Source organism: Cupriavidus sp. FW305-F7 (genome assembly GCF_058782875.1).
This window is the reverse complement of sequence record NZ_JBYSYC010000035.1, coordinates 73115-91673: the sequence shown is the minus strand read 5'-3', so window position 1 is coordinate 91673 and position 18559 is coordinate 73115. Positions and strand designations below refer to the sequence as shown.

Below are 18559 nucleotides of genomic sequence, written 5' to 3'. Positions count from 1 at the left end.
TCCATGCCGTAGACCTCCCACGGCGTGGTTTCCAGGATGCGGCGCGTCAGGTGGTGGCCGATGAAGCCGTTGACGCCGAGGATCAGTATTTTCTTGCCTTGCATTGCGTTTGACGATGGCATGGGAAAACGGAACTCGCTGGCGCGGCTAGCGCGCGCCAGCGATGGGGAAGTTGGCGACGGCCACGCGCCGCCAGTCGCGCGCGACCACATGCATCGGCACGCGCGCACTCAGCTCGGCAAAGGTCTGCGGCGACAGCAGCGCGACGGCGCGCGGACCGTGCAGCCAGGCATCGATGAAGGCATCGACGGTGGGCAGCCATTTCTGCGGCTCCTGTTCGGTGCCGAAGGTTAGTTCGTCGGCTCGCGCCACCATGGTGAGCGGATGGTGCAGGTAGAACGGCAGCGTATGGTCCAGCATGCCGACGCCATAGAGCGGCATGCCAGGCTCCAGTACGCGCGCGATCGGCGCCACCATGTCGATGCCCGACGCCGAGCGGCCGATGGTTTCATGGCCGAGCAGGGCGGTGGAGAATGCCAGCAGCATCCCGAATGCATAGGCCGTAATACTGGCCATGGGCCCGTGCCGGCGCTGCAGCCACAGGCCCGCCACGGCGCTCAGCATCACCAGCGCGAACGCCAACGCCGCCCACACGGCATAGGCGCGGTACAGCGCGTTGGGCATGTTGTTGGAATCGAGCGTGGCCACGTAGGGGCTGGCCAGCAGCCCGATCGCGCCGACGACCAGCATCGCCCGCAACTGTCGGCGCCAGGCACGCTCGCCGGTCTGCACCAGCGCCGCACCCGCCAGCATCCCAAGCGCCGGGAACACCGGCAGGATATAGCCGGGGAGCTTGGATCCGGACAGGCTGAAGAAGACGAAAATCGACGCGGCCCACAGCGCCGCCATCAGGGCAGGCTGGAACGGCCGCGAACTGCTTGCGTCGGCGACGCCGGCACGTTGCCGGACGGCGCGCACCATGCCGGGCACCAGCCCCAGCCATGGCAGGAAGCCACCGATCACCAGCGGCACGAAGTACCACAGCGCACCCTTGCGCGCATGCACGGTCGAGGTATAGCGCTGCCAGTGCTCGTGGATAAAGAAAAAGCGCAGGAATTCCGGGTTGCGCCGCGCCACCAGCCAGTACCACGGCACTGCCACCAGCAGCATCACCACGATGCCGGCCGGCACATGCAGCCTTCGCCACAGTGCCAGGTCGCGCGTCACGCAGGTGTAGATCACCAGCACCAGGCCGGGCAGCGCCAGGCCGACCAGCCCCTTGGTCAGCACGGCCACGCCCATCGCGGCCCAGCACGCCAGCATCCAGTTGCGGCGCGCGGCGGGCGTTGTGCCCGGATGCTGGGCCAGCAGCATGCACGCCAGCACGCAGGCCATGACGCCGGACAGCGTCATGTCCAGCGTATTGAAATGCGCGGCGACGTTCCACATCGGTGCGGACGCCAGCACCAGACCCGTCAACAGTCCGGCGCGCGCGCCGAACCAGCGTGCCGCGGCCAGCATCGACATGCCCAGCCCGGCGATGCCGGCCAGCGCCACGCACAGCCTTGCCTGCCATTCGCCGACGCCGAACAGTGCGTACGACAGTGCCGTCACCCACATATGGAAGGGCGGTTTCTCGAAGTACTTCAGCGCGTTGTAGCGGATGGTGACCCAGTCGCCGGTGCTCAGCATCTCACGCGCGATCTCGGCATAGCGGCCTTCGTCGGGGCCGAGCAGGTGGCGCACGCCCAGCGTGCCGAACCAGACCAGCGCGAACGCCAGCGCCACCAGCGTCACCGTCAGGGCGGGCATGCCGGCGATGCGCGCGGCATGGCCGGGGTCGCCGGCCCGGGCGGCGTCAAGCCTGCGCACGGCGGCAGAGCGATTGGGACGTTGAGGCATGGCAGGAACGTCGTGGCCTGGAGGCGGGTGTGACGGCAAGGGCGGCGGTGGCTTGGGTAGGGTGCTGAGGCGGCGCTGCGAGGCAGCGCGGCCCGGCGGCATGGCCATGACAACGCCGGCTGGAGGTGCGGCGTTGACTAAGGCTGGGTCCTGGCGCGGAGAGGGCGAGAATAATGGGCAAACCTTAATGGCAGATTAAGCGGGCGCGCACATAATGGCCACGATGCGTTCCAGGCACGATGCCGCACGCACTCGTGTGACTGGTGGATAACACCGGAAGGATAAACAAACCCAGCCCGGAAAAATGAGAATCCTGATCGTTGAAGACGCCCCGATGCTGGGCGACGGGCTTCGCCGCGGCCTGCAACTGCTGGACTATGCGGTCGACTGGTTCAGCACCGGCGCTGAAGCCGACCATGCACTCGGCGTGGTCCACTACGATGCCGTGGTGCTGGACCTGGGCCTGCCAGGGGAAGACGGCATGTCGCTGCTCGCGCGCTGGCGTGCGCGCGGCTGCCGCATCCCGGTGATTGTGCTGACCGCGCGCGATGCGATCGACAGCCGCATCGGCGGCCTTGACGCCGGCGCCGACGACTACCTGGTCAAGCCGATCGCGCTCGATGAGCTGGCGGCACGGCTGCGTGCCGTCACCCGCCGCGCCGCGGGCCTGTCGTCGCCAGTGTGGAAGCACGGCGCGCTGGAATTCCACCCGGCCGCGCGCCAGGCGTACTGGCAGGGCCAGCCGGTGGAACTGACCAGCCGCGAAGCCATGTTGCTGGAGCTGCTGCTGGCGCACCCCAACCGGCTGCTGACGCGCGACTTCCTGCGCGACAAGCTTTATGACTGGCAGGGCGGCATCGAGAGCAACGCACTGGAGGTGCATATCCACCACCTGCGCCGCAAGATTCATCCGAAGATCGTGCGCACCTTCCGCGGCGCGGGCTACACGCTGGGCGCGGCGGAGGATTGCATATGACGTTGCAGCGCCGGCTCATCTTTGCGGTGCTGATCGCCGCGCCGGTGGTGTGGCTGCTGACCATCGGCCTGACCTACGTGCGGGCCCGGCATGAGATCAATGAGCTCTATGACACTGACATGGTGCGCATGGCGCTGCAGATGCATTCGGTGGTCCCGCTGGTCGATGTCGCCGCTGCGCCGTCGCGCACGCGGCTGCCGCAGCTGGTGGAAGGTGACCAGGGCGACGCCGGGCTGGGCGATTTGGCCATCGCGGCGTGGCTGCCAGACGGCAAGTCGCTGCATATCGATCCCGAGGGCGACCTGCTGCCACGCGCCCCCGGCGTCAAGGGCTTTACCGAGATCACCATCAACAAGAAGGCCTGGCGGCTCTACTACCTCGACGACCCCGACACCGGCTGGCGTGTCTGTGTCGGCCAGCAGATCGGCGAGCGCAACGAGCTGATCCTGTCCTATATCGCCGCGCAGGTGTTGCCGTGGGCCGCGGGGCTGCCGGTGCTGATCGGGCTGCTGATCTGGTTCATGCGGCGCGCGCTGGCGCCGGTGCGGGCGCTGTCCTCGGACATCGAAGGGCGCGCCCCGGAGGACCGCCGACCGCTCAGCCTCAAGGCCGTGCCCGGTGAACTGGTGCCGCTGGTGCATGCGATGAACCGGCTGCTGGCGCGCGTATCGGATTCAATCGAACACGAACGGCGCCTGACCGCCGATGCGGCGCACGAGATGCGCACGCCGCTGGCCGCGCTCAAGGCGCAGTGGGAGATAGCCGAGCGCTCGCCTGACGCCGACGAACGCGCGCAGGCGCGCGCCAATGTGGCATCCGGCATCGACCGCATCGGCCGGCTGGTGTCGCAGTTGCTGACACTGAGCCGGCTGGAGGATGCCTCGGCGCCGCCTTCGCGCCAGCCTGTCAACTGGCTGCCCGTGGCGCAGCAGGCGCTGTCCGACTGCCTGGGCCTGGCCCAGCAGAAACAGGTCGACGTCGAGCTGGAATGGCCGGCCCGGGGCCATCCCCCATTGCCGGTGGCGGGCGACACCAGCCTGCTGTCGCTGATGCTGCGCAACCTGCTCGACAACGCCATCCGCTACAGTCCGCCCGGTGCGCTGGTGACGGTCGATTTCCAGCCTGACGGCATCACCGTGCGCGACCAGGGGCCGGGCGTGGCGCCGGACGTGCTGGCACGGCTGGGAGACCGCTTTTTCCGCGGCGGCAGCGGGCAGCGCGAGCAGGGGCACGGCCTTGGCATTTCCATCGCGCGGCGCGTGGCGCGGCTGCATGGGCTGGAAATTGCGTTTGCCAACCGCTCGGATGGGGCCGGGAAGGGCCTGGCTGTGCGGATCGGGCGCGGCGGCTGAAAGCGAAAACGCCCCGCACGGCTTCCCGTGCGGGGCGTCTTGCCATGCGCTTGCGGCTTAGCGCTTGAGCTTGGCGAAGGCCGCGGCCATCGCGCCCGCCGGTTCCTGCTCGCGGCGGCCGCCACCGAAGCCCTTGCCACCATTGCGCTGGGCGCCGCGATCGCCACGGTCGCCGCCGGCACGCGCCGCGGCCTGGCCGGGCTCGTCGTCCAGGCGCATCGACAGGCCGATGCGGTTGCGCTTGACGTCGACCTCCATCACCTTGACCTTGACCACCTGGCCAGCCTTGACCACCTCGTGTGCGTCCTTGACGAACTTGTTCGACAACGCCGAGATATGGACCAGGCCGTCCTGGTGCACGCCGATATCGACAAACGCACCGAAGGCTGCCACGTTGGTGACCACGCCTTCCAGCACCATGCCGGGCTGCAGGTCCTTCACGTCTTCCACACCTTCCTGGAAGGTCGCGGTCTTGAACTCGGGGCGCGGGTCGCGGCCCGGCTTTTCCAGTTCGGTCAGGATGTCGCGCACGGTCGGCAGGCCGAAGGAGTCGTCGGTGAACTGCGTCGGCGACAGGCCGCGCAGCGCGTCGCGGTTGCCCATCACATCGCGCAGGCCCTTCTTGACGTGTTCCAGGATGCGCTGCACCACCGGATACGCTTCCGGGTGCACCGAGGAGCGGTCCAGCGGATTGTCGCCGTCGTTGATGCGCAGGAAGCCGGCCGCCTGCTCGAAGGTCTTGTCGCCCAGGCGCGGCACCTGCTTCAGCGCGTTGCGGTTGGGGAAGGCGCCATTGGCGTCGCGGAACTCGACGATATTGCGCGCCAGCACCGTGTTCAGGCCCGACACGCGCGCCAGCAGCGGCGCCGAGGCGGTGTTGACGTCCACGCCCACGGCGTTGACGCAGTCTTCGACCACGGCGTCCAGCGCCCGCGCCAGCTCGCGCTGGTTGACGTCATGCTGGTACTGGCCCACGCCGATCGACTTGGGATCGATCTTGACCAGTTCCGCCAGCGGATCCTGCAGCCGGCGGGCAATCGACACCGCGCCGCGCAGCGACACATCCAGGTCCGGGAATTCCTTGGCTGCCAGCTCCGACGCCGAATACACCGAAGCGCCGGCCTCGCTGACCACGATCTTGGTCAGCTTCAGCTCGGGCATCTGCTTCATCAGGTCCTGCACCAGCTTGTCGGTTTCGCGGCTGGCGGTGCCGTTGCCGATCGACACCAGCGCCACATTGTGCTGTTTTGCCAGGCGCGCCAGCGTGGCGAGCGAGCCGTTCCAGTCGCGGCGCGGCTCGTGCGGGTAGATGGTGGCGGTGTCCAGCAGCTTGCCGGTGCTGTCCACCACGGCGATCTTGCAACCGGTGCGGATGCCCGGGTCGACGCCCATCACGGACTTGGGCCCGGCTGGCGCGGCCAGCAGCAGCTCATGCAGGTTGCGGCCGAACACCTTGATGGCTTCGTTCTCCGCGGTTTCGCGCAGCTGCGTCAGCAGTTCGGTTTCCAGGTGGGGCTGCACCTTGACGCGCCAGCACCAGCGGCATACGTCGCCCAGCCACTTGTCGGCCGGGCGGCCCAGGTTCTGGACGCCGACATGGCGCGCGATCATGCCTTCGCACGGGTGCGGCACCATCGCGTCCTGTTCTTCGCCCAGGCCCAGCTTGACCATCAGCACGCCCGCGTTGCGGCCGCGGAACAGCGCCAGCGCGCGGTGCGACGGCACGGTGCGGATGGTCTCGCTGTAGCTGTAGTAGTCGCGGAACTTCTCTTCCTCGGCGGTTTCCTTGCCTTCCATCACGGTGGAGGCCACCACGCCGTTGTTCCACAGGTGCTCGCGCAGCTTGCCCAGCAGTTCCGCGGTCTCGCCGAACTGCTCGGACAGGATGTCGCGCGCGCCGTCCAGCGCGGCCTTGACATCCGGCACGCCGCCGTCGGCGGTGGGGTTGCCATTGACGTACTTGGCGGCCTCGGCCTGCGGATCCAGCGTGGGATCGGCCAGCAGCGCCTGCGCCAGCGGCTCCAGCCCGCATTCGCGCGCGATCTGGGCGCGGGTGCGGCGCTTGGGCTTGTAGGGCAGGTAGAGGTCTTCGAGCGTCTGCTTGGTTTCGGCGGCCTCGATGGCGGCCTGGAGCTCGGGCGTGAGCTTGCCTTGCTCCTGGATCGACGCGAGGATGGCCGCGCGGCGGTCTTCCATGTCGCGCAGGTAGAGCAGGCGCTCTTCCAGGTTGCGCAGCTGCGTGTCATCCAGGTTGCCGGTCACTTCCTTGCGGTAGCGGGCGATGAAGGGCACGGTGGCGCCTTCGTCGAGCAGCGCCACGGCCGCGGCCACCTGGCGGGGCTGCACGGACAGTTCAGCCGCGATGAGCGAGACAATCTTTTGCGAGACGGATGCGGGCAGGTTGGACATCGGAGAGCGCAGCGAAAAACGCAGTCAGTCGAAAGCGGGGCATTTTGCCACAAGCGCGGGAGGTATCCGCCGGGGCGCGCTGTGGGTGCGGGGCGGGCGGCGTCCCGCGCACGTCCGGAACGGGCCGGCGGGGCAGGCCGGTGCCCGGCCCGGATGCTAGAATCCGGTCATGATCGTCAAGTCCCGCCCGGCCGCCGCCAAGGCCACCATCCTGGCCATGCCAACCTTCGCCAACGTGCCTGAAACTTCCCTGTTCCGCTTCGGCCGCCTGGCTGCACTGGCCCTGGCTGCATGCGCCGTGCTGATGCCGCTGCGCGAGGCGCGCGCCCAGGCTTCCGCGCCCGCCGCGCCGCCCGCCGCCAACGGCCAGCGCGACTTTGCCGCCGAACGCAAGGCCGTCGAGGATTCGCGCGCCTGGACCAACTACCGCTTTGCCGCCGCCGAACGTGAGTGCTACGGCAAGTTCTTCGTCAACCACTGCATCAACAACGCCAAGGAAGTCCAGCGCGAGGAGCTGCAGGTGCTGCGCAAGCGCGAACTGGAGGTAGGCGAGGCCGAACGCGCCCACCGCGCCGCCGAGCGCGACCGCGAACAGGCGCTGCGCAACGCCGAGTTCGAGGCCAGCCAGCCGAAGCGCTCGGCCAGTGAACAGTCCAGCCGCGAGGCCTTCCAGAAGAAGCAGCAGGAACAGCAACTGCGCGAGGCGCAGCGCCAGGGCGAGGCGCCGCAGCGTGCCGCCAACGCGCAGGCGTACGAAAAGAAGCAGTCTGACTTCGATGCCCGCATGCAGGAGGCCCAGCAGAAGGGCGCCGAGCAGGCCCGCCAGCGGCAGGAGAACGTCAAGACGTACGAGGCCAAGCAGCGCGACCTCGAACAGCGCCAGAAGGAACTGGAAGAGCGCCGCGCCAAGGCGAAGGAGCAACAGGGCCAGGCGTCGGCGCCGCGCCCGTTCGGCTTCTGAGGCCCGGTACCGTGACAGCGCAGCGGAGGCATAGATGGACAGCAACCTGAACACCCTGGAGCGGCGCATCATGGAGTTGCAGATCGAGCACCGCGACCTGGATTTCCTGATCGACCGGCTTGCCAGCGACGCCGTCCATGATGAACTGCAGCTGCGCCGGCTGAAGAAGCGCCGCCTCAAGCTGAAGGACGCCATCACGCTGCTGCAGCTGCAGCTCGAACCCGACGTGCCGGCCTGAGCGCATCCGCGCCAGGCTGGCCGATTGCCACCGGCCCTGTCCGGCGGCCCATACAACATCCCCCCTCCCTTGTCCGATCTTCCAGATTCCCCTGAGTCGTCCGAAGCCGTCAGCCTGACCGACGCCGGGTCGCCCGTGCCTGCCGCGCCCGCCGACGACGGCGCCAGCCGCGGCGCTGAACTGGCCACCATCTTTGCCGATACCGGCACGCTGGCCCAGGCCATTCCCGGCTACCGGCCACGCGCCTCGCAGCACAAGATGGCCGAGGCCGTCGCCGACGCGATCGCGCAGAACGATTCCGTCATCGTCGAGGCGGGCACCGGCACCGGCAAGACCTACGCCTACCTGGTGCCGGCGATGCTGTGGGGCGGCAAGGTGATCCTGTCGACCGGCACCAAGAACCTGCAGGACCAGCTGTTCCTGCGCGATATCCCCACCGTGCGCCATGCGCTGAACGTGCCGGTCTCGGTGGCGCTGCTCAAGGGCCGCGCCAACTACGTCTGCCACTACCACCTGGAACGCGCGCAGGCCAACGGGCGCCTGGCGTCGCGCCAGGATGCGGCATGGCTGCGCGACATCGGCCGCTTCGTCAAGGAAACCTCCACCGGCGACAAGGCCGAGCTGGCGTCCGTGCCCGAGAACGCGCCGGTATGGCAGATGGTGACCTCCACGCGCGACAACTGCCTGGGATCGGAATGCCCGCATTACAAGGAATGCTTTGTGATGCGCGCGCGCAAGGAAGCGCAGCAGGCCGACGTGGTGGTGGTCAACCATCACCTGTTCTTTGCCGACGTGGTGCTGCGCGACACCGGCATGGCGGAACTGCTGCCGGCGGCCAACACCGTGATCTTCGACGAGGCCCACCAGCTGCCCGAGACCGCCACGCTGTTCTTCGGCGAGACGCTTTCCACCAGCCAGCTGCTGGAAATCGCCCGCGATGCCGTGGCCGAAGGCCTGTCGCATGCGCGCGATGCGGTGGACTGGGTCGCGCTGGCCGCGCCGCTGGAGCGCGCCGCGCGCGACCTGCGCCTGGCCTTCAGCAAGGACAATGCGCGGCTGGCGCTGGGCCAGATCGAGGCCGACCGCCGTATCGCCGAGCCTTTCAACGAGACGCTCGATGCGCTGGACGAGGCGTTGTCAGACTTCGTCGAGATGCTCGAAAGCCAGGCCGAGCGTGCCGAATCGCTGCAGCAATGCCACCGCCGCGCGCTGGAGCTGGCCAACAAGCTGGCCGCGTGGCGCGCCGATGCCGCGCCCGTGCCGGCACCGCAGCAGACGGAAGGCGAGGGAGAAGCAGCCCCGGCGGTGCCCGCGGGGGCTGAAACCGTGCGCTGGGTCGAGGTGTTCTCGCATACCGTGCAGCTGCACCGCACGCCGTTGTCGATCGCGCCGATCTTCACGCGCCAGCGCGACGGCCAGCCGCGCGCCTGGGTCTTCACCTCGGCCACGCTGTCGGTGAAAGGCAACTTCACCCACTACGCCGCGCAGTTGGGGCTCGACAAGGACCGCTCGCTGACGCTGCCCAGCCCGTTCGATTACGCGAAGCAGGCGCTGCTCTACGTGCCGCGCGACATGCCGGCGCCGCAGTCGCCGCAGTTCACCGACGCGGTGGTGCAGGCGGCATTGCCGCTGATCGAGGCCGCCGGCGGGCGCACCTTCCTGCTGTGCACCACGCTGCGCGCCGTGCAGCGTGCCTCGGACCTGCTTTATGACGCGTTCGCCGAGCGCGGCCTGAACCTGCCGCTGCTGGTGCAGGGCCAGGCCAGCCGTACCGAGTTGCTGGACCGCTTCCGCGAACTGGGCAATGCGGTGCTGGTCGGCAGCCAGAGCTTCTGGGAAGGCGTGGATGTGCGCGGCGAGGCGCTGTCGCTGGTGATCATCGACAAGCTGCCGTTCGCGCCGCCCGACGACCCGGTGCTGGCCGCGCGCATGGAAGTGCTGCAGAAGAAGGGCCTGAGCCCGTTTGCCGTGCACCAGCTGCCGCATGCGGTGATCACGCTCAAGCAGGGGGCGGGGCGGCTGATCCGTTCGGAGTCTGACCGCGGCGTACTGGCGATCTTCGATACGCGGCTGGTCGAGAAGCCCTATGGCCGGCAGATCTGGCAAAGCCTGCCGCCGTTCACGCGCACGCGTGAGGCAGCGACGGTGGTGCGGTTCCTGGAGTCGCTGCGCAGTCCTGGCAAGGAAGCTGAGGCGGAGCCCGCAGGGGAAGCGGCAGCGGACTGAACGCTGCGGGTGCCGGAAAAAGAAAAACGGGACGTATCGGAGGATACGTCCCGTTTTTTATGGCCGCTGGCCAGCCGGCGTCAGAACACTTCCCACCAGGCCTTGTCCTTGCGGCGCGCGCCGTACTTGATGAAGTCGCTCTCGGGGAAGTTGCGCTCCATCACGCGCGCGGTGTCGTCGCGCAGGTCCTTCATGCCCATCGCGTCATACGAGCGGATCATGATGTACAGGGCCTCTTCGTTGGCCGGCGCGCCATCGTAGTCCTTCAGTGACTGCTGGGCACGGTTGACGGCGGCAAGGTAGGCGCCGCGCCGGTAGTAGTAGCGCGCGGCATGCACTTCATGCTGGGCCAGCGAGTTGACGATGTACTGCATGCGCAGCGTCGCGTCGGGGGTGTACTTGCTTTCCGGGTAGCGGGTGATCAGCGTATGGAAGGCGTCGTACGCGGCGCGGGCGGCCTTGGGATCGCGCTCGCTCAGGTCCTGGCCCGAGAATCGGCCCAGCCAGCCCAGGTTGTCGTTGAAGTTGATCAGGCCCTTGAGATAGTAGGCGTAATCGATATTGGGATGATTCGGGTGCAGCTGGATGAAGCGGTCCACCGCGGCCAGGGCTGCAGCCGTTTCACCATCCTTGTAGCTGGCGTAGGCGGTATCGATCTGGGCCTGCTGCGCATAGCGGCCAAACGGATAGCGGCCTTCGAGCTTTTCATACAGCTTGACGGCACGCGTGTAGTCGCCGCCATCCAGCGCATCCTTGGCTTCCGAATATAATTTGTTGGCCGACCAGCCTGCGGTCTCGTCGGGTTGGTCCGCCAGCAGGCCGCATGCAGACAGCATGACGCAGCCGCCTGCGAGCAGAACCGCTCCAATTGTCGTGCGCCAGCGCGCGCGTTTCATGCTCTGCAATTGCATGGGCAATCGTATCCCGGATGAAGAAAAATAGCGTCAAGCATTATAGCCCAAGCCCCCAGCCCCACCCCGAAGCCGGAGGTGGCGTGGGAGGACTTCCACCAGAACGGGTGCGCGCAGCCGCGTCCGTGGCCGATTTCGAGGCACATCCCGAGGAATTTGAAGACCTTGCCGAAGCGCCGACCGGCAGCGGCGCGCCAGCTGCCGAGCCGGCCGTGACCCTGACGCTGGAGGTGGACAGCGCCTCACATGGCCAGCGGCTCGATAAATTGCTCGCGCGGCACTTCAGCGAGTTTTCACGCAGCCGCCTGCAACAGTGGATCGAAAGCGGCGCGGTGCGCGTCGACGGCCAGGTGCGCCGGCCGCGCGACGCGGTGCAGATGGGCAACCGCATCGAGATCCAGCCGCAGGCCGCGCCGGAATCGTCCGCTTTCTCGCCCGAGGACGTGCCGCTGGACGTGGTCTATGAAGACGACACCCTGCTGGTGATCAACAAGCCCGCCGGGCTGGTGGTACACCCGGCTGCCGGCAACTGGAGCGGCACCGTGCTCAACGGGTTGCTGCACCGCGACCCCGCCGCCACGTCGCTGCCGCGCGCGGGCATCGTGCACCGGCTCGACAAGGAAACCTCCGGGCTGATGGTGGTGGCGCGCTCGCTGACCGCGCAGACCGACCTGGTGCGCCAGCTGCAGGCGCGCACGGTCAAGCGCACCTATATCGCGCTGGTGTGGGGCCGCACCTATGACGAGGGCACCATCGACGCGCCCATCGGCCGCGACCCGCGCGAGCGCACGCGCATGGCGGTCGTGCATACCGCCAGCGGCAAGCCGTCGCGCACGCATTTCCGCACGCTGGCCACGGTGCCGCTGGGGCGGGGCTTTGTGTCGATGGTGATGTGCAAGCTGGAGACTGGCCGCACGCACCAGATCCGCGTGCATTTCGAATCGATCGGCCATCCGCTGGTGGGCGACCCGGTCTACTTCCGCGCCACGCAGCGCGGGCAGCGCCCGGCGGTACGCGCGCCGCTGCCGGTGCCGTATGAGCGCCAGGCACTGCATGCGTACCAGCTCGGCCTGGTGCATCCGGCCACCGGCAAGCGCATGTCGTGGACCGCGCAGCCTCCGGAAGACCTGCAGGCGTTGATCGATGCGCTGGATTTTGAAAGCGCGCAGGCCGACGAGGAAGAAGAAGCCTGGGACGAAGTCTGGGAAGGCGGCGAGGCCCACTGGGAATATGCCGGCGATGACGAAGACGGTGACGATGACGATGAGCGCAGCGCCTGATCCCGCCTGGCTGGTCCCTGACTGGCCCGCGCCGGCGCGTGTGTGCGCGCTATCCACGACGCGCCAGGGCGGCGTCAGCAAGGGCCCGTACGGGCTTGCCGGCGGCGCCCCGGGCGGCCTAAACCTGGGCACCCACGTCGGCGACGATGCCGCGGACGTGGCGCGCAACCGTGCGCGGCTGGCTGCGTGCCTGCCGTCGATGCCGCAGTGGCTGGAGCAGGTGCATGGCTGCGCGGTGGCGACGGTCGATCATGTCGCGGCCCCGAGCGCGCCCGTGCCCCAGGCCGACGCGAGCCTGGCGTTGGCATCCGGCCACGTCTGCGCCGTGATGACGGCGGATTGCCTGCCGGTGCTGCTGTGCGATGCGCAGGGGACGGTGGTGGGCGCCGCGCATGCGGGCTGGCGCGGCCTGTGCAGCGGCGTGATCGAAGCCACGCTGTCACGGATGCAGGCCGCCGCCGGTGCTGGCGCCCCGCGCTGGCTGGCGTGGCTGGGCCCGGCCATCGGCCCCGATGCGTTCGAGGTGGGTGCGGAAGTGCGCGATGCTTTCCTGGCGCAGGCACGCGCCGATGAACAGGCCGCGGTTGCCGCAGCCTTCCGCGCTGGCGCACCGGGCAAGTACCTTGCCGACATCTATGCGCTGGCGCGCACGCGCCTGGCGCGCGCCGGCTGCACCGAGGTCTACGGCGGCGACGCCTGTACCGTGGGCGAAGCCGGTCGCTTCTACTCCTATCGGCGCGACGGCGTGACCGGCCGCATGGCCAGCCTGGTCTGGCTGGCGGACTGAGCCGGCCGCTGCCTCACTCGTCCTTGCCCCTGGCCGCCTGCGCGCGCTCGGCTTCGGCCTTGCGCCGCCGCCGGCCGGGCGTGCCCATGATGTAGAGCACCAGCGCCACCGGCGCCACGCCATACATCAGGAAGGTGGCAACCCCTGCCACCACGGTGTGCTCGGTGATCGCCATCATCAGCGCCACGTAGAGCCAGCCAATGGCCACGATGTACATCAAAATTTCATCCTTCTCGCCTATGCTCTGTGGCCTCGGCAGATGCGAGCGCTGCATACCGTCCGGTAGGTCGGGAAGCGCGCGGCGCCGGGACGGATTCCCGCATTGACAGCGCGTGCGTTGCAAGGCAACAATGAGCTCAAATGTCTCGGAATCGCTGACGATTCCCAGGTTTCTCCGGCAAGCATACCGCATGGCGTTGCCACGCCAGAGTGTCGCGTTTGCCGGATAAAAGGGGAGCCGCTATCGGAATGGACGCGAGCCATGGCTGCAGCAGGTGCGGTCTAGGCTTCCAGCCAGTTCCAGGGCAGATGTGCCGGCAGACCCTCCCGCTTTGGGGAGGCGCAAGCCGGGTCCATTCGGATAGCATCTCCCCATGCAAAGTGCCGGCCAGGGCAATGCCCGGAGCCGGTTCGAATAGTGACGGCAGAGAGACAATCAAATCATGGCGACCGGCAAAGGCGCGGCAGCTTCCACTCAGGAAGGCAAGTCCCAACCATTCAAGTTCACGCCGGGGCCATTCGATCCAGCCACATGGCTGGAATGGTCCCGCCAGTGGCAGGGCACTGAAGGCAACGGCCACGCGGCCGCGTCCGGCATTCCGGGCCTGGATGCGCTGGCAGGCGTCAAGATCGAGCCGGCGCAGCTGGGTGATATCCAGCAGCGTTACATGAAGGACTTCTCAGCCCTGTGGCAGGCCATGGCCGAGGGCAAGGCCGAGGCCACCGGGCCGCTGCACGACCGGCGCTTCGCCGGCGACGCGTGGCGCACCAACCTGCCATACCGCTTCGCTGCCGCGTTCTACCTGCTCAATGCGCGCGCCTTGACCGAGCTGGCCGATGCTGTTGAGGCCGATGCCAAGACGCGCCAGCGCATCCGCTTTGCGATCTCGCAATGGGTCGATGCGATGTCGCCCGCCAACTTCCTCGCCACGAATCCCGAGGCGCAGCGCCTGCTGATCGAGTCGGGCGGCGAATCGCTGCGTGCCGGCGTGCGCAACATGATGGAAGACCTGACGCGCGGCAAGATCTCGCAGACCGACGAGAGCGCGTTTGAGGTCGGCCGCAATGTCGCGGTGAGCGAAGGCGCCGTAGTCTTCGAGAACGAATACTTCCAGCTGTTGCAGTACAAGCCGCTGACCGACAAGGTGCATGCGCGCCCGCTGCTGATGGTGCCGCCGTGCATCAACAAGTACTACATCCTGGACCTGCAGCCGGAGAGCTCGCTGGTGCGTCATGTGGTGGAGCAGGGGCATACGGTGTTCCTGGTGTCGTGGCGCAATCCGGACGCCAGCATGGCTGGCAGCACCTGGGACGACTACATCGAGCACGCGGCCATCCGCGCCATCGAAGTCGCGCGCGACATCAGCGGCCAGGACAAGATCAACGTGCTCGGCTTCTGCGTGGGCGGCACCATTGTGTCGACTGCGCTGGCGGTGATGGCCGCGCGCGGCCAGCACCCGGCTGCCAGCGTCACGCTGCTGACCACGCTGCTGGACTTTGCCGACACCGGCATCCTCGACGTCTTTGTCGACGAGGGCCATGTGCAGCTGCGCGAGGCCACGCTGGGCGGCGCCGCCGGCGCGCCGTGCGCGCTGCTGCGCGGCCTTGAGCTGGCCAATACCTTCTCGTTCCTGCGCCCGAACGACCTGGTGTGGAACTACGTGGTCGACAACTACCTGAAGGGCAACACGCCGGTGCCGTTCGACCTGCTGTTCTGGAACGGCGACGCCACCAACCTGCCGGGGCCTTGGTACTGCTGGTACCTGCGCCACACCTACCTGCAGGACGAGCTCAAGGTGCCGGGCAAGCTGACTGTGTGCGGCGTGCCCGTGGACCTGGCCAGCATCGACGTGCCGACCTACATCTACGGCTCGCGCGAAGACCATATCGTGCCATGGACCGCGGCCTATGCCTCGACCGCGCTGCTGGCGAACAAGCTGCGCTTCGTGCTGGGTGCGTCGGGCCATATCGCCGGTGTGATCAACCCGCCGGCCAAGAACAAGCGCAGCCACTGGACCAACGATGCGCTGCCGGAGTCGCCGCAGCAATGGCTGGCTGGCGCCACCGAGCATCACGGCAGCTGGTGGCCGGACTGGACCGCATGGCTGGCAGGCCAGGCCGGCGCGAAACGTGCCGCGCCCGCCAACTACGGCAATGCGCGCTATCCCGCGATCGAACCCGCGCCTGGGCGATACGTCAAAGCCAAGGCATGACGCTTGCATGAGGGCCGGCGTGCGTCATGCACGGCGCCGGCAGGCATGCAGGTTCCCTCCCGTTTCCATTGAAAGGACTACAAAATGACTGACGTTGTCATCGTATCCGCCGCCCGCACCGCGGTCGGCAAATTTGGCGGCTCGCTGGCCAAGATCCCGGCGCCGGAACTGGGTGCCGTGGTCATCAAGGCCGCGCTGGAACGCGCCGGCGTCAAGCCGGAGCAGGTGAGCGAAGTCATCATGGGCCAGGTGCTGACCGCCGGTTCGGGCCAGAACCCCGCACGCCAGGCCGCGATCAAGGCCGGCTTGCCGGCGATGGTGCCGGCCATGACCATCAACAAGGTGTGCGGCTCGGGCCTGAAGGCCGTGATGCTGGCCGCCAACGCGATCATTGCAGGCGACGCCGAGATCGTGGTGGCCGGCGGCCAGGAAAACATGAGCGCCGCCCCGCACGTGCTGCCGGGCTCGCGCGACGGCTTCCGCATGGGCGATGCCAAGCTGGTCGACACCATGATCGTCGACGGCCTGTGGGACGTGTACAACCAGTACCACATGGGCATCACCGCCGAGAATGTGGCCAAGGAATACGGCATCACGCGCGAGGCGCAGGATGAGCTCGCGGTCGGCTCGCAGAACAAGGCCGAAGCCGCGCAGAAGGCCGGCAAGTTTGACGAAGAGATCGTCCCGGTGCTGATCCCGCAGCGCAAGGGCGACCCGGTGGCCTTCAAGACCGACGAGTTCGTGCGCCAGGGCGCCACGCTGGACAGCATGTCCGGCCTCAAGCCTGCCTTCGACAAGGCCGGCACGGTGACCGCGGCCAACGCCTCGGGCCTGAACGACGGCGCCGCCGCGGTGGTGGTGATGTCGGCGGCCAAGGCCAAGGAACTGGGCCTGACCCCGCTGGCCACGATCAAGAGCTACGCCAACGCCGGTGTCGATCCCAAGGTGATGGGCATGGGCCCGGTGCCGGCCTCCAAGCGCGCCCTGTCGCGCGCCGAGTGGACCCCGCAGGACCTGGACCTGATGGAGATCAACGAGGCCTTCGCCGCGCAGGCGCTGGCGGTGCACCAGCAGATGGGCTGGGACACCTCCAAGGTCAACGTGAACGGCGGCGCCATCGCCATCGGCCATCCGATCGGCGCGTCGGGCTGCCGTATCCTGGTGACGCTGCTGCATGAAATGAAGCGCCGCGACGCCAAGAAGGGCCTGGCCTCGCTGTGCATCGGTGGCGGCATGGGCGTGGCGCTGGCAGTCGAGCGCAAATAAGGAAGGGGTTTTCCGGGTCCGCGCGCGGTTGGCGCGGACCCGGCGACGATAACGAAGAGCCAATCAAGGAGTGGACATGACTCAGCGCATTGCGTATGTGACCGGCGGCATGGGTGGTATCGGAACCGCCATCTGCCAGCGGCTGGCCAAGGATGGCTTTCGTGTGGTGGCCGGCTGCGGCCCCAACTCGCCGCGCCGTGAAAGGTGGCTCGAGCAGCAGAAGGCACTCGGCTTTGACTTCGTTGCTTCTGAAGGCAACGTGGCTGACTGGGACTCGACCAAGACCGCATTCGACAAGGTCAAGGCCGAGGTCGGCGAGGTCGATGTGCTGATCAACAACGCCGGCATCACCCGCGACGTGGTGTTCCGCAAGATGACCCGTGCCGACTGGGACGCGGTGATCGACACTAACCTGACCTCGCTGTTCAACGTCACCAAGCAGGTGATCGACGGCATGGCCGACCGCGGGTGGGGCCGTATCGTCAACATCTCGTCGGTGAACGGGCAGAAGGGCCAGTTCGGCCAGACCAACTACTCCACCGCCAAGGCCGGCCTACACGGCTTCACCATGGCGCTGGCGCAGGAAGTGGCGACCAAGGGTGTGACGGTCAACACCGTTTCGCCGGGCTATATCGCCACCGACATGGTCAAGGCGATCCGCCAGGACGTGCTCGACAAGATCGTCGGGACGATCCCGGTCAAGCGCCTGGGCGAGCCGGAAGAGATCGCTTCGATCTGCGCCTGGCTGTCGTCGGACGAGTCCGGTTTCTCGACCGGCGCTGACTTCTCGCTCAACGGCGGCCTGCATATGGGCTGACCTGCCGGCCTGGTTCAACCAGTCGGCAGCCGGCGCTGGCGCCCGCGTATTGCGGTGCAGCCAGCGCGGCGCACAAGGCGGCGGACGCTTCGTTTCGCCGCCTGTTTCGCGGGCCGTCATGGCCCGCGAATCGTTTCTGCCCGCGTGGCATTCCTCCCTTTTTGCGCCAGTTCACCGGGTTTTCCTTAAGCCCGTTCGCTTTTCTTAGTGCCTTGTTGGGCATAGAATCAGGGCAGCGGCGCAGCCAGCACCATGTTCGTGCAGCGCGGCCCTCGCGGGGGCGAGGTTGCAGGCCGCCACGCGCAGCCATGCGCGAACAGGCCACAGACGGCCGGCACGACAACAAGCAGATGGCGCGGGCGATACCGATTTGCGCACTGCACCCCATGCGGTGCAGCAGCGCGCAAACAGCGATGACACAAGGACAGAGCACCGATGGCCACGACCAAAAAAGGCGCAGAGCGACTGATCAAAAAGTATCCGAACCGCAGGCTCTACGACACCCAGACCAGCACCTACATCACCCTCGCCGACGTCAAGCAGCTGGTCATGGATTCAGAGGAATTCAAGGTCGTCGACGCCAAGTCTGGTGACGAACTGACCCGCAGCATCTTGCTGCAGATCATCCTGGAAGAAGAGTCGGGCGGCGTGCCGATGTTCTCCAGCGCGATGCTGTCGCAGATCATCCGCTTCTATGGTCATGCCATGCAGGGCATGATGGGCACCTACCTGGAAAAGAACATCCAGGCCTTCATCGACATCCAGAACAAGCTGGCCGAGAACTCCAAGGGCCTGTATTCCGGCGAAACCTTCAGCCCCGACATGTGGTCGCAGTTCATGAACATGCAGGGCCCGATGATGCAGGGCATGATGAGCAACTACATCGAGCAGAGCAAGAACCTGTTCGTGCAGATGCAGGAGCAGATGCAAAGTCAGGCCAAGAATATGTTCGGGACGTTCCCGTTCAACCAGCCGGACAAGAAGTAAAGCACTAGCGGCGGG

General features: G+C 67.4%; 15 protein-coding genes and 1 pseudogene. 11 read left to right on the top strand and 5 right to left on the bottom strand.

All coding sequences use genetic code 11. From position 1 onward, the window contains the following. Together AC3WL8_RS27835 and AC3WL8_RS27830 are read right to left on the bottom strand one after the other, a co-directional pair. A pseudogene (locus AC3WL8_RS27835) lies at window positions 1–122 on the bottom strand (bifunctional UDP-4-keto-pentose/UDP-xylose synthase); the annotation flags it as partial. A 25-nt stretch (window positions 123–147) separates the two neighbouring features. Further along, entirely contained in the window at window positions 148–1902 is a 1755-nt protein-coding gene (locus AC3WL8_RS27830) for a glycosyltransferase family 39 protein (protein ID WP_492379233.1), read from the bottom strand. Between the two features lie 304 nt (window positions 1903–2206). Between AC3WL8_RS27830 and AC3WL8_RS27825 the strand changes: the two genes are divergently transcribed. Both AC3WL8_RS27825 and AC3WL8_RS27820 read left to right on the top strand, forming a co-directional pair. Next, on the top strand, window positions 2207–2878 hold the full coding sequence (locus AC3WL8_RS27825; protein WP_013956441.1) for a response regulator: 672 nt from the start codon (window positions 2207–2209) through the stop codon (window positions 2876–2878). Next, the gene (locus AC3WL8_RS27820) at window positions 2875–4230 is read left to right on the top strand and encodes an ATP-binding protein (RefSeq protein WP_153955270.1); all 1356 of its coding nucleotides are present in this window, start codon (window positions 2875–2877) and stop codon (window positions 4228–4230) included. Before AC3WL8_RS27825 ends, AC3WL8_RS27820 begins: the two co-directional genes overlap by 4 nt. A gap of 57 nt (window positions 4231–4287) precedes the next feature. On the opposite strand, the gene AC3WL8_RS27815 is transcribed toward AC3WL8_RS27820, so the two are convergent. Further along, on the bottom strand, window positions 4288–6639 hold the full coding sequence (locus tag AC3WL8_RS27815; protein ID WP_153955271.1) for a Tex family protein: 2352 nt from the start codon (window positions 6637–6639) through the stop codon (window positions 4288–4290). Between the two features lie 169 nt (window positions 6640–6808). Here AC3WL8_RS27815 and AC3WL8_RS27810 point away from each other — a divergent pair, with 169 nt between their 5' ends. The 3 genes from AC3WL8_RS27810 to yoaA all read left to right on the top strand — a co-directional run bounded on the left by AC3WL8_RS27810 (window position 6809) and on the right by yoaA (window position 10064). Next, the gene (locus AC3WL8_RS27810) at window positions 6809–7600 is read left to right on the top strand and encodes a hypothetical protein (protein WP_211980974.1); all 792 of its coding nucleotides are present in this window, start codon (window positions 6809–6811) and stop codon (window positions 7598–7600) included. Between the two features lie 34 nt (window positions 7601–7634). Next, complete coding sequence (locus AC3WL8_RS27805; RefSeq protein ID WP_013956445.1) at window positions 7635–7838, top strand: DUF465 domain-containing protein; 204 nt, start codon at window positions 7635–7637, stop codon at window positions 7836–7838. Between the two features lie 114 nt (window positions 7839–7952). Further along, window positions 7953–10064: a DNA repair helicase YoaA gene (yoaA, locus tag AC3WL8_RS27800; protein WP_475681538.1), complete on the top strand. Its 2112-nt coding sequence runs from the start codon at window positions 7953–7955 to the stop codon at window positions 10062–10064. An 80-nt stretch (window positions 10065–10144) separates the two neighbouring features. Here yoaA and AC3WL8_RS27795 read toward each other — a convergent pair whose 3' ends face one another. Next, on the bottom strand, window positions 10145–10975 hold the full coding sequence (locus tag AC3WL8_RS27795; protein ID WP_013956447.1) for an outer membrane protein assembly factor BamD: 831 nt from the start codon (window positions 10973–10975) through the stop codon (window positions 10145–10147). A 17-nt stretch (window positions 10976–10992) separates the two neighbouring features. Between AC3WL8_RS27795 and AC3WL8_RS27790 the strand changes: the two genes are divergently transcribed. After that, window positions 10993–12255: an RluA family pseudouridine synthase gene (locus AC3WL8_RS27790; RefSeq protein ID WP_013956448.1), complete on the top strand. Its 1263-nt coding sequence runs from the start codon at window positions 10993–10995 to the stop codon at window positions 12253–12255. Next, window positions 12239–13042 (top strand): peptidoglycan editing factor PgeF, encoded by an 804-nt coding sequence (gene pgeF / locus AC3WL8_RS27785; RefSeq protein WP_013956449.1) that lies wholly within the window; start codon window positions 12239–12241, stop codon window positions 13040–13042. The genes AC3WL8_RS27790 and pgeF overlap by 17 nt, the downstream gene beginning before the upstream one ends. A gap of 13 nt (window positions 13043–13055) precedes the next feature. On the opposite strand, the gene AC3WL8_RS27780 is transcribed toward pgeF, so the two are convergent. Then, the gene (locus AC3WL8_RS27780) at window positions 13056–13259 is read right to left on the bottom strand and encodes a hypothetical protein (RefSeq protein ID WP_013956450.1); all 204 of its coding nucleotides are present in this window, start codon (window positions 13257–13259) and stop codon (window positions 13056–13058) included. Between the two features lie 445 nt (window positions 13260–13704). Here AC3WL8_RS27780 and AC3WL8_RS27775 point away from each other — a divergent pair, with 445 nt between their 5' ends. The 4 genes from AC3WL8_RS27775 to phaR all read left to right on the top strand — a co-directional run bounded on the left by AC3WL8_RS27775 (window position 13705) and on the right by phaR (window position 18544). Continuing rightward, complete coding sequence (locus AC3WL8_RS27775) at window positions 13705–15474, top strand: class I poly(R)-hydroxyalkanoic acid synthase (RefSeq protein WP_013956451.1); 1770 nt, start codon at window positions 13705–13707, stop codon at window positions 15472–15474. 84 nt (window positions 15475–15558) lie between these two features. After that, window positions 15559–16740: an acetyl-CoA C-acetyltransferase gene (locus AC3WL8_RS27770; protein ID WP_211980975.1), complete on the top strand. Its 1182-nt coding sequence runs from the start codon at window positions 15559–15561 to the stop codon at window positions 16738–16740. 76 nt (window positions 16741–16816) lie between these two features. Beyond that, the gene (locus AC3WL8_RS27765; protein WP_013956453.1) at window positions 16817–17557 is read left to right on the top strand and encodes a 3-ketoacyl-ACP reductase; all 741 of its coding nucleotides are present in this window, start codon (window positions 16817–16819) and stop codon (window positions 17555–17557) included. 435 nt (window positions 17558–17992) lie between these two features. After that, a complete protein-coding gene (gene phaR / locus AC3WL8_RS27760; RefSeq protein WP_013956454.1) occupies window positions 17993–18544 on the top strand; it encodes a polyhydroxyalkanoate synthesis repressor PhaR in 552 nt (183 codons plus the stop codon). The last annotated feature ends 15 nt before the right edge of the window (window positions 18545–18559 follow it).

Excerpts from the sequence above, each read along its gene's own strand:
- AC3WL8_RS27805 (WP_013956445.1), top strand. The coding sequence starts at position 7,635 with ATGGACAGCAACCTGAACACCCTGGAGCGGCGCATCATGGAGTTGCAG.
- AC3WL8_RS27830 (WP_492379233.1), bottom strand. The coding sequence starts at position 1,902 with ATGCCTCAACGTCCCAATCGCTCTGCCGCCGTGCGCAGGCTTGACGCC.
- AC3WL8_RS27765 (WP_013956453.1), top strand. The coding sequence starts at position 16,817 with ATGACTCAGCGCATTGCGTATGTGACCGGCGGCATGGGTGGTATCGGA.
- AC3WL8_RS27810 (WP_211980974.1), top strand. The coding sequence starts at position 6,809 with ATGATCGTCAAGTCCCGCCCGGCCGCCGCCAAGGCCACCATCCTGGCC.
- AC3WL8_RS27775 (WP_013956451.1), top strand. The coding sequence starts at position 13,705 with ATGGCGACCGGCAAAGGCGCGGCAGCTTCCACTCAGGAAGGCAAGTCC.
- AC3WL8_RS27825 (WP_013956441.1), top strand. The coding sequence starts at position 2,207 with ATGAGAATCCTGATCGTTGAAGACGCCCCGATGCTGGGCGACGGGCTT.
- AC3WL8_RS27770 (WP_211980975.1), top strand. The coding sequence starts at position 15,559 with ATGACTGACGTTGTCATCGTATCCGCCGCCCGCACCGCGGTCGGCAAA.
- AC3WL8_RS27790 (WP_013956448.1), top strand. The coding sequence starts at position 10,993 with ATGAAGAAAAATAGCGTCAAGCATTATAGCCCAAGCCCCCAGCCCCAC.
- AC3WL8_RS27820 (WP_153955270.1), top strand. The coding sequence starts at position 2,875 with ATGACGTTGCAGCGCCGGCTCATCTTTGCGGTGCTGATCGCCGCGCCG.
- phaR (WP_013956454.1), top strand. The coding sequence starts at position 17,993 with ATGGCCACGACCAAAAAAGGCGCAGAGCGACTGATCAAAAAGTATCCG.
- AC3WL8_RS27815 (WP_153955271.1), bottom strand. The coding sequence starts at position 6,639 with ATGTCCAACCTGCCCGCATCCGTCTCGCAAAAGATTGTCTCGCTCATC.
- pgeF (WP_013956449.1), top strand. The coding sequence starts at position 12,239 with ATGAGCGCAGCGCCTGATCCCGCCTGGCTGGTCCCTGACTGGCCCGCG.
- AC3WL8_RS27780 (WP_013956450.1), bottom strand. The coding sequence starts at position 13,259 with ATGTACATCGTGGCCATTGGCTGGCTCTACGTGGCGCTGATGATGGCG.
- AC3WL8_RS27795 (WP_013956447.1), bottom strand. The coding sequence starts at position 10,975 with ATGCAATTGCAGAGCATGAAACGCGCGCGCTGGCGCACGACAATTGGA.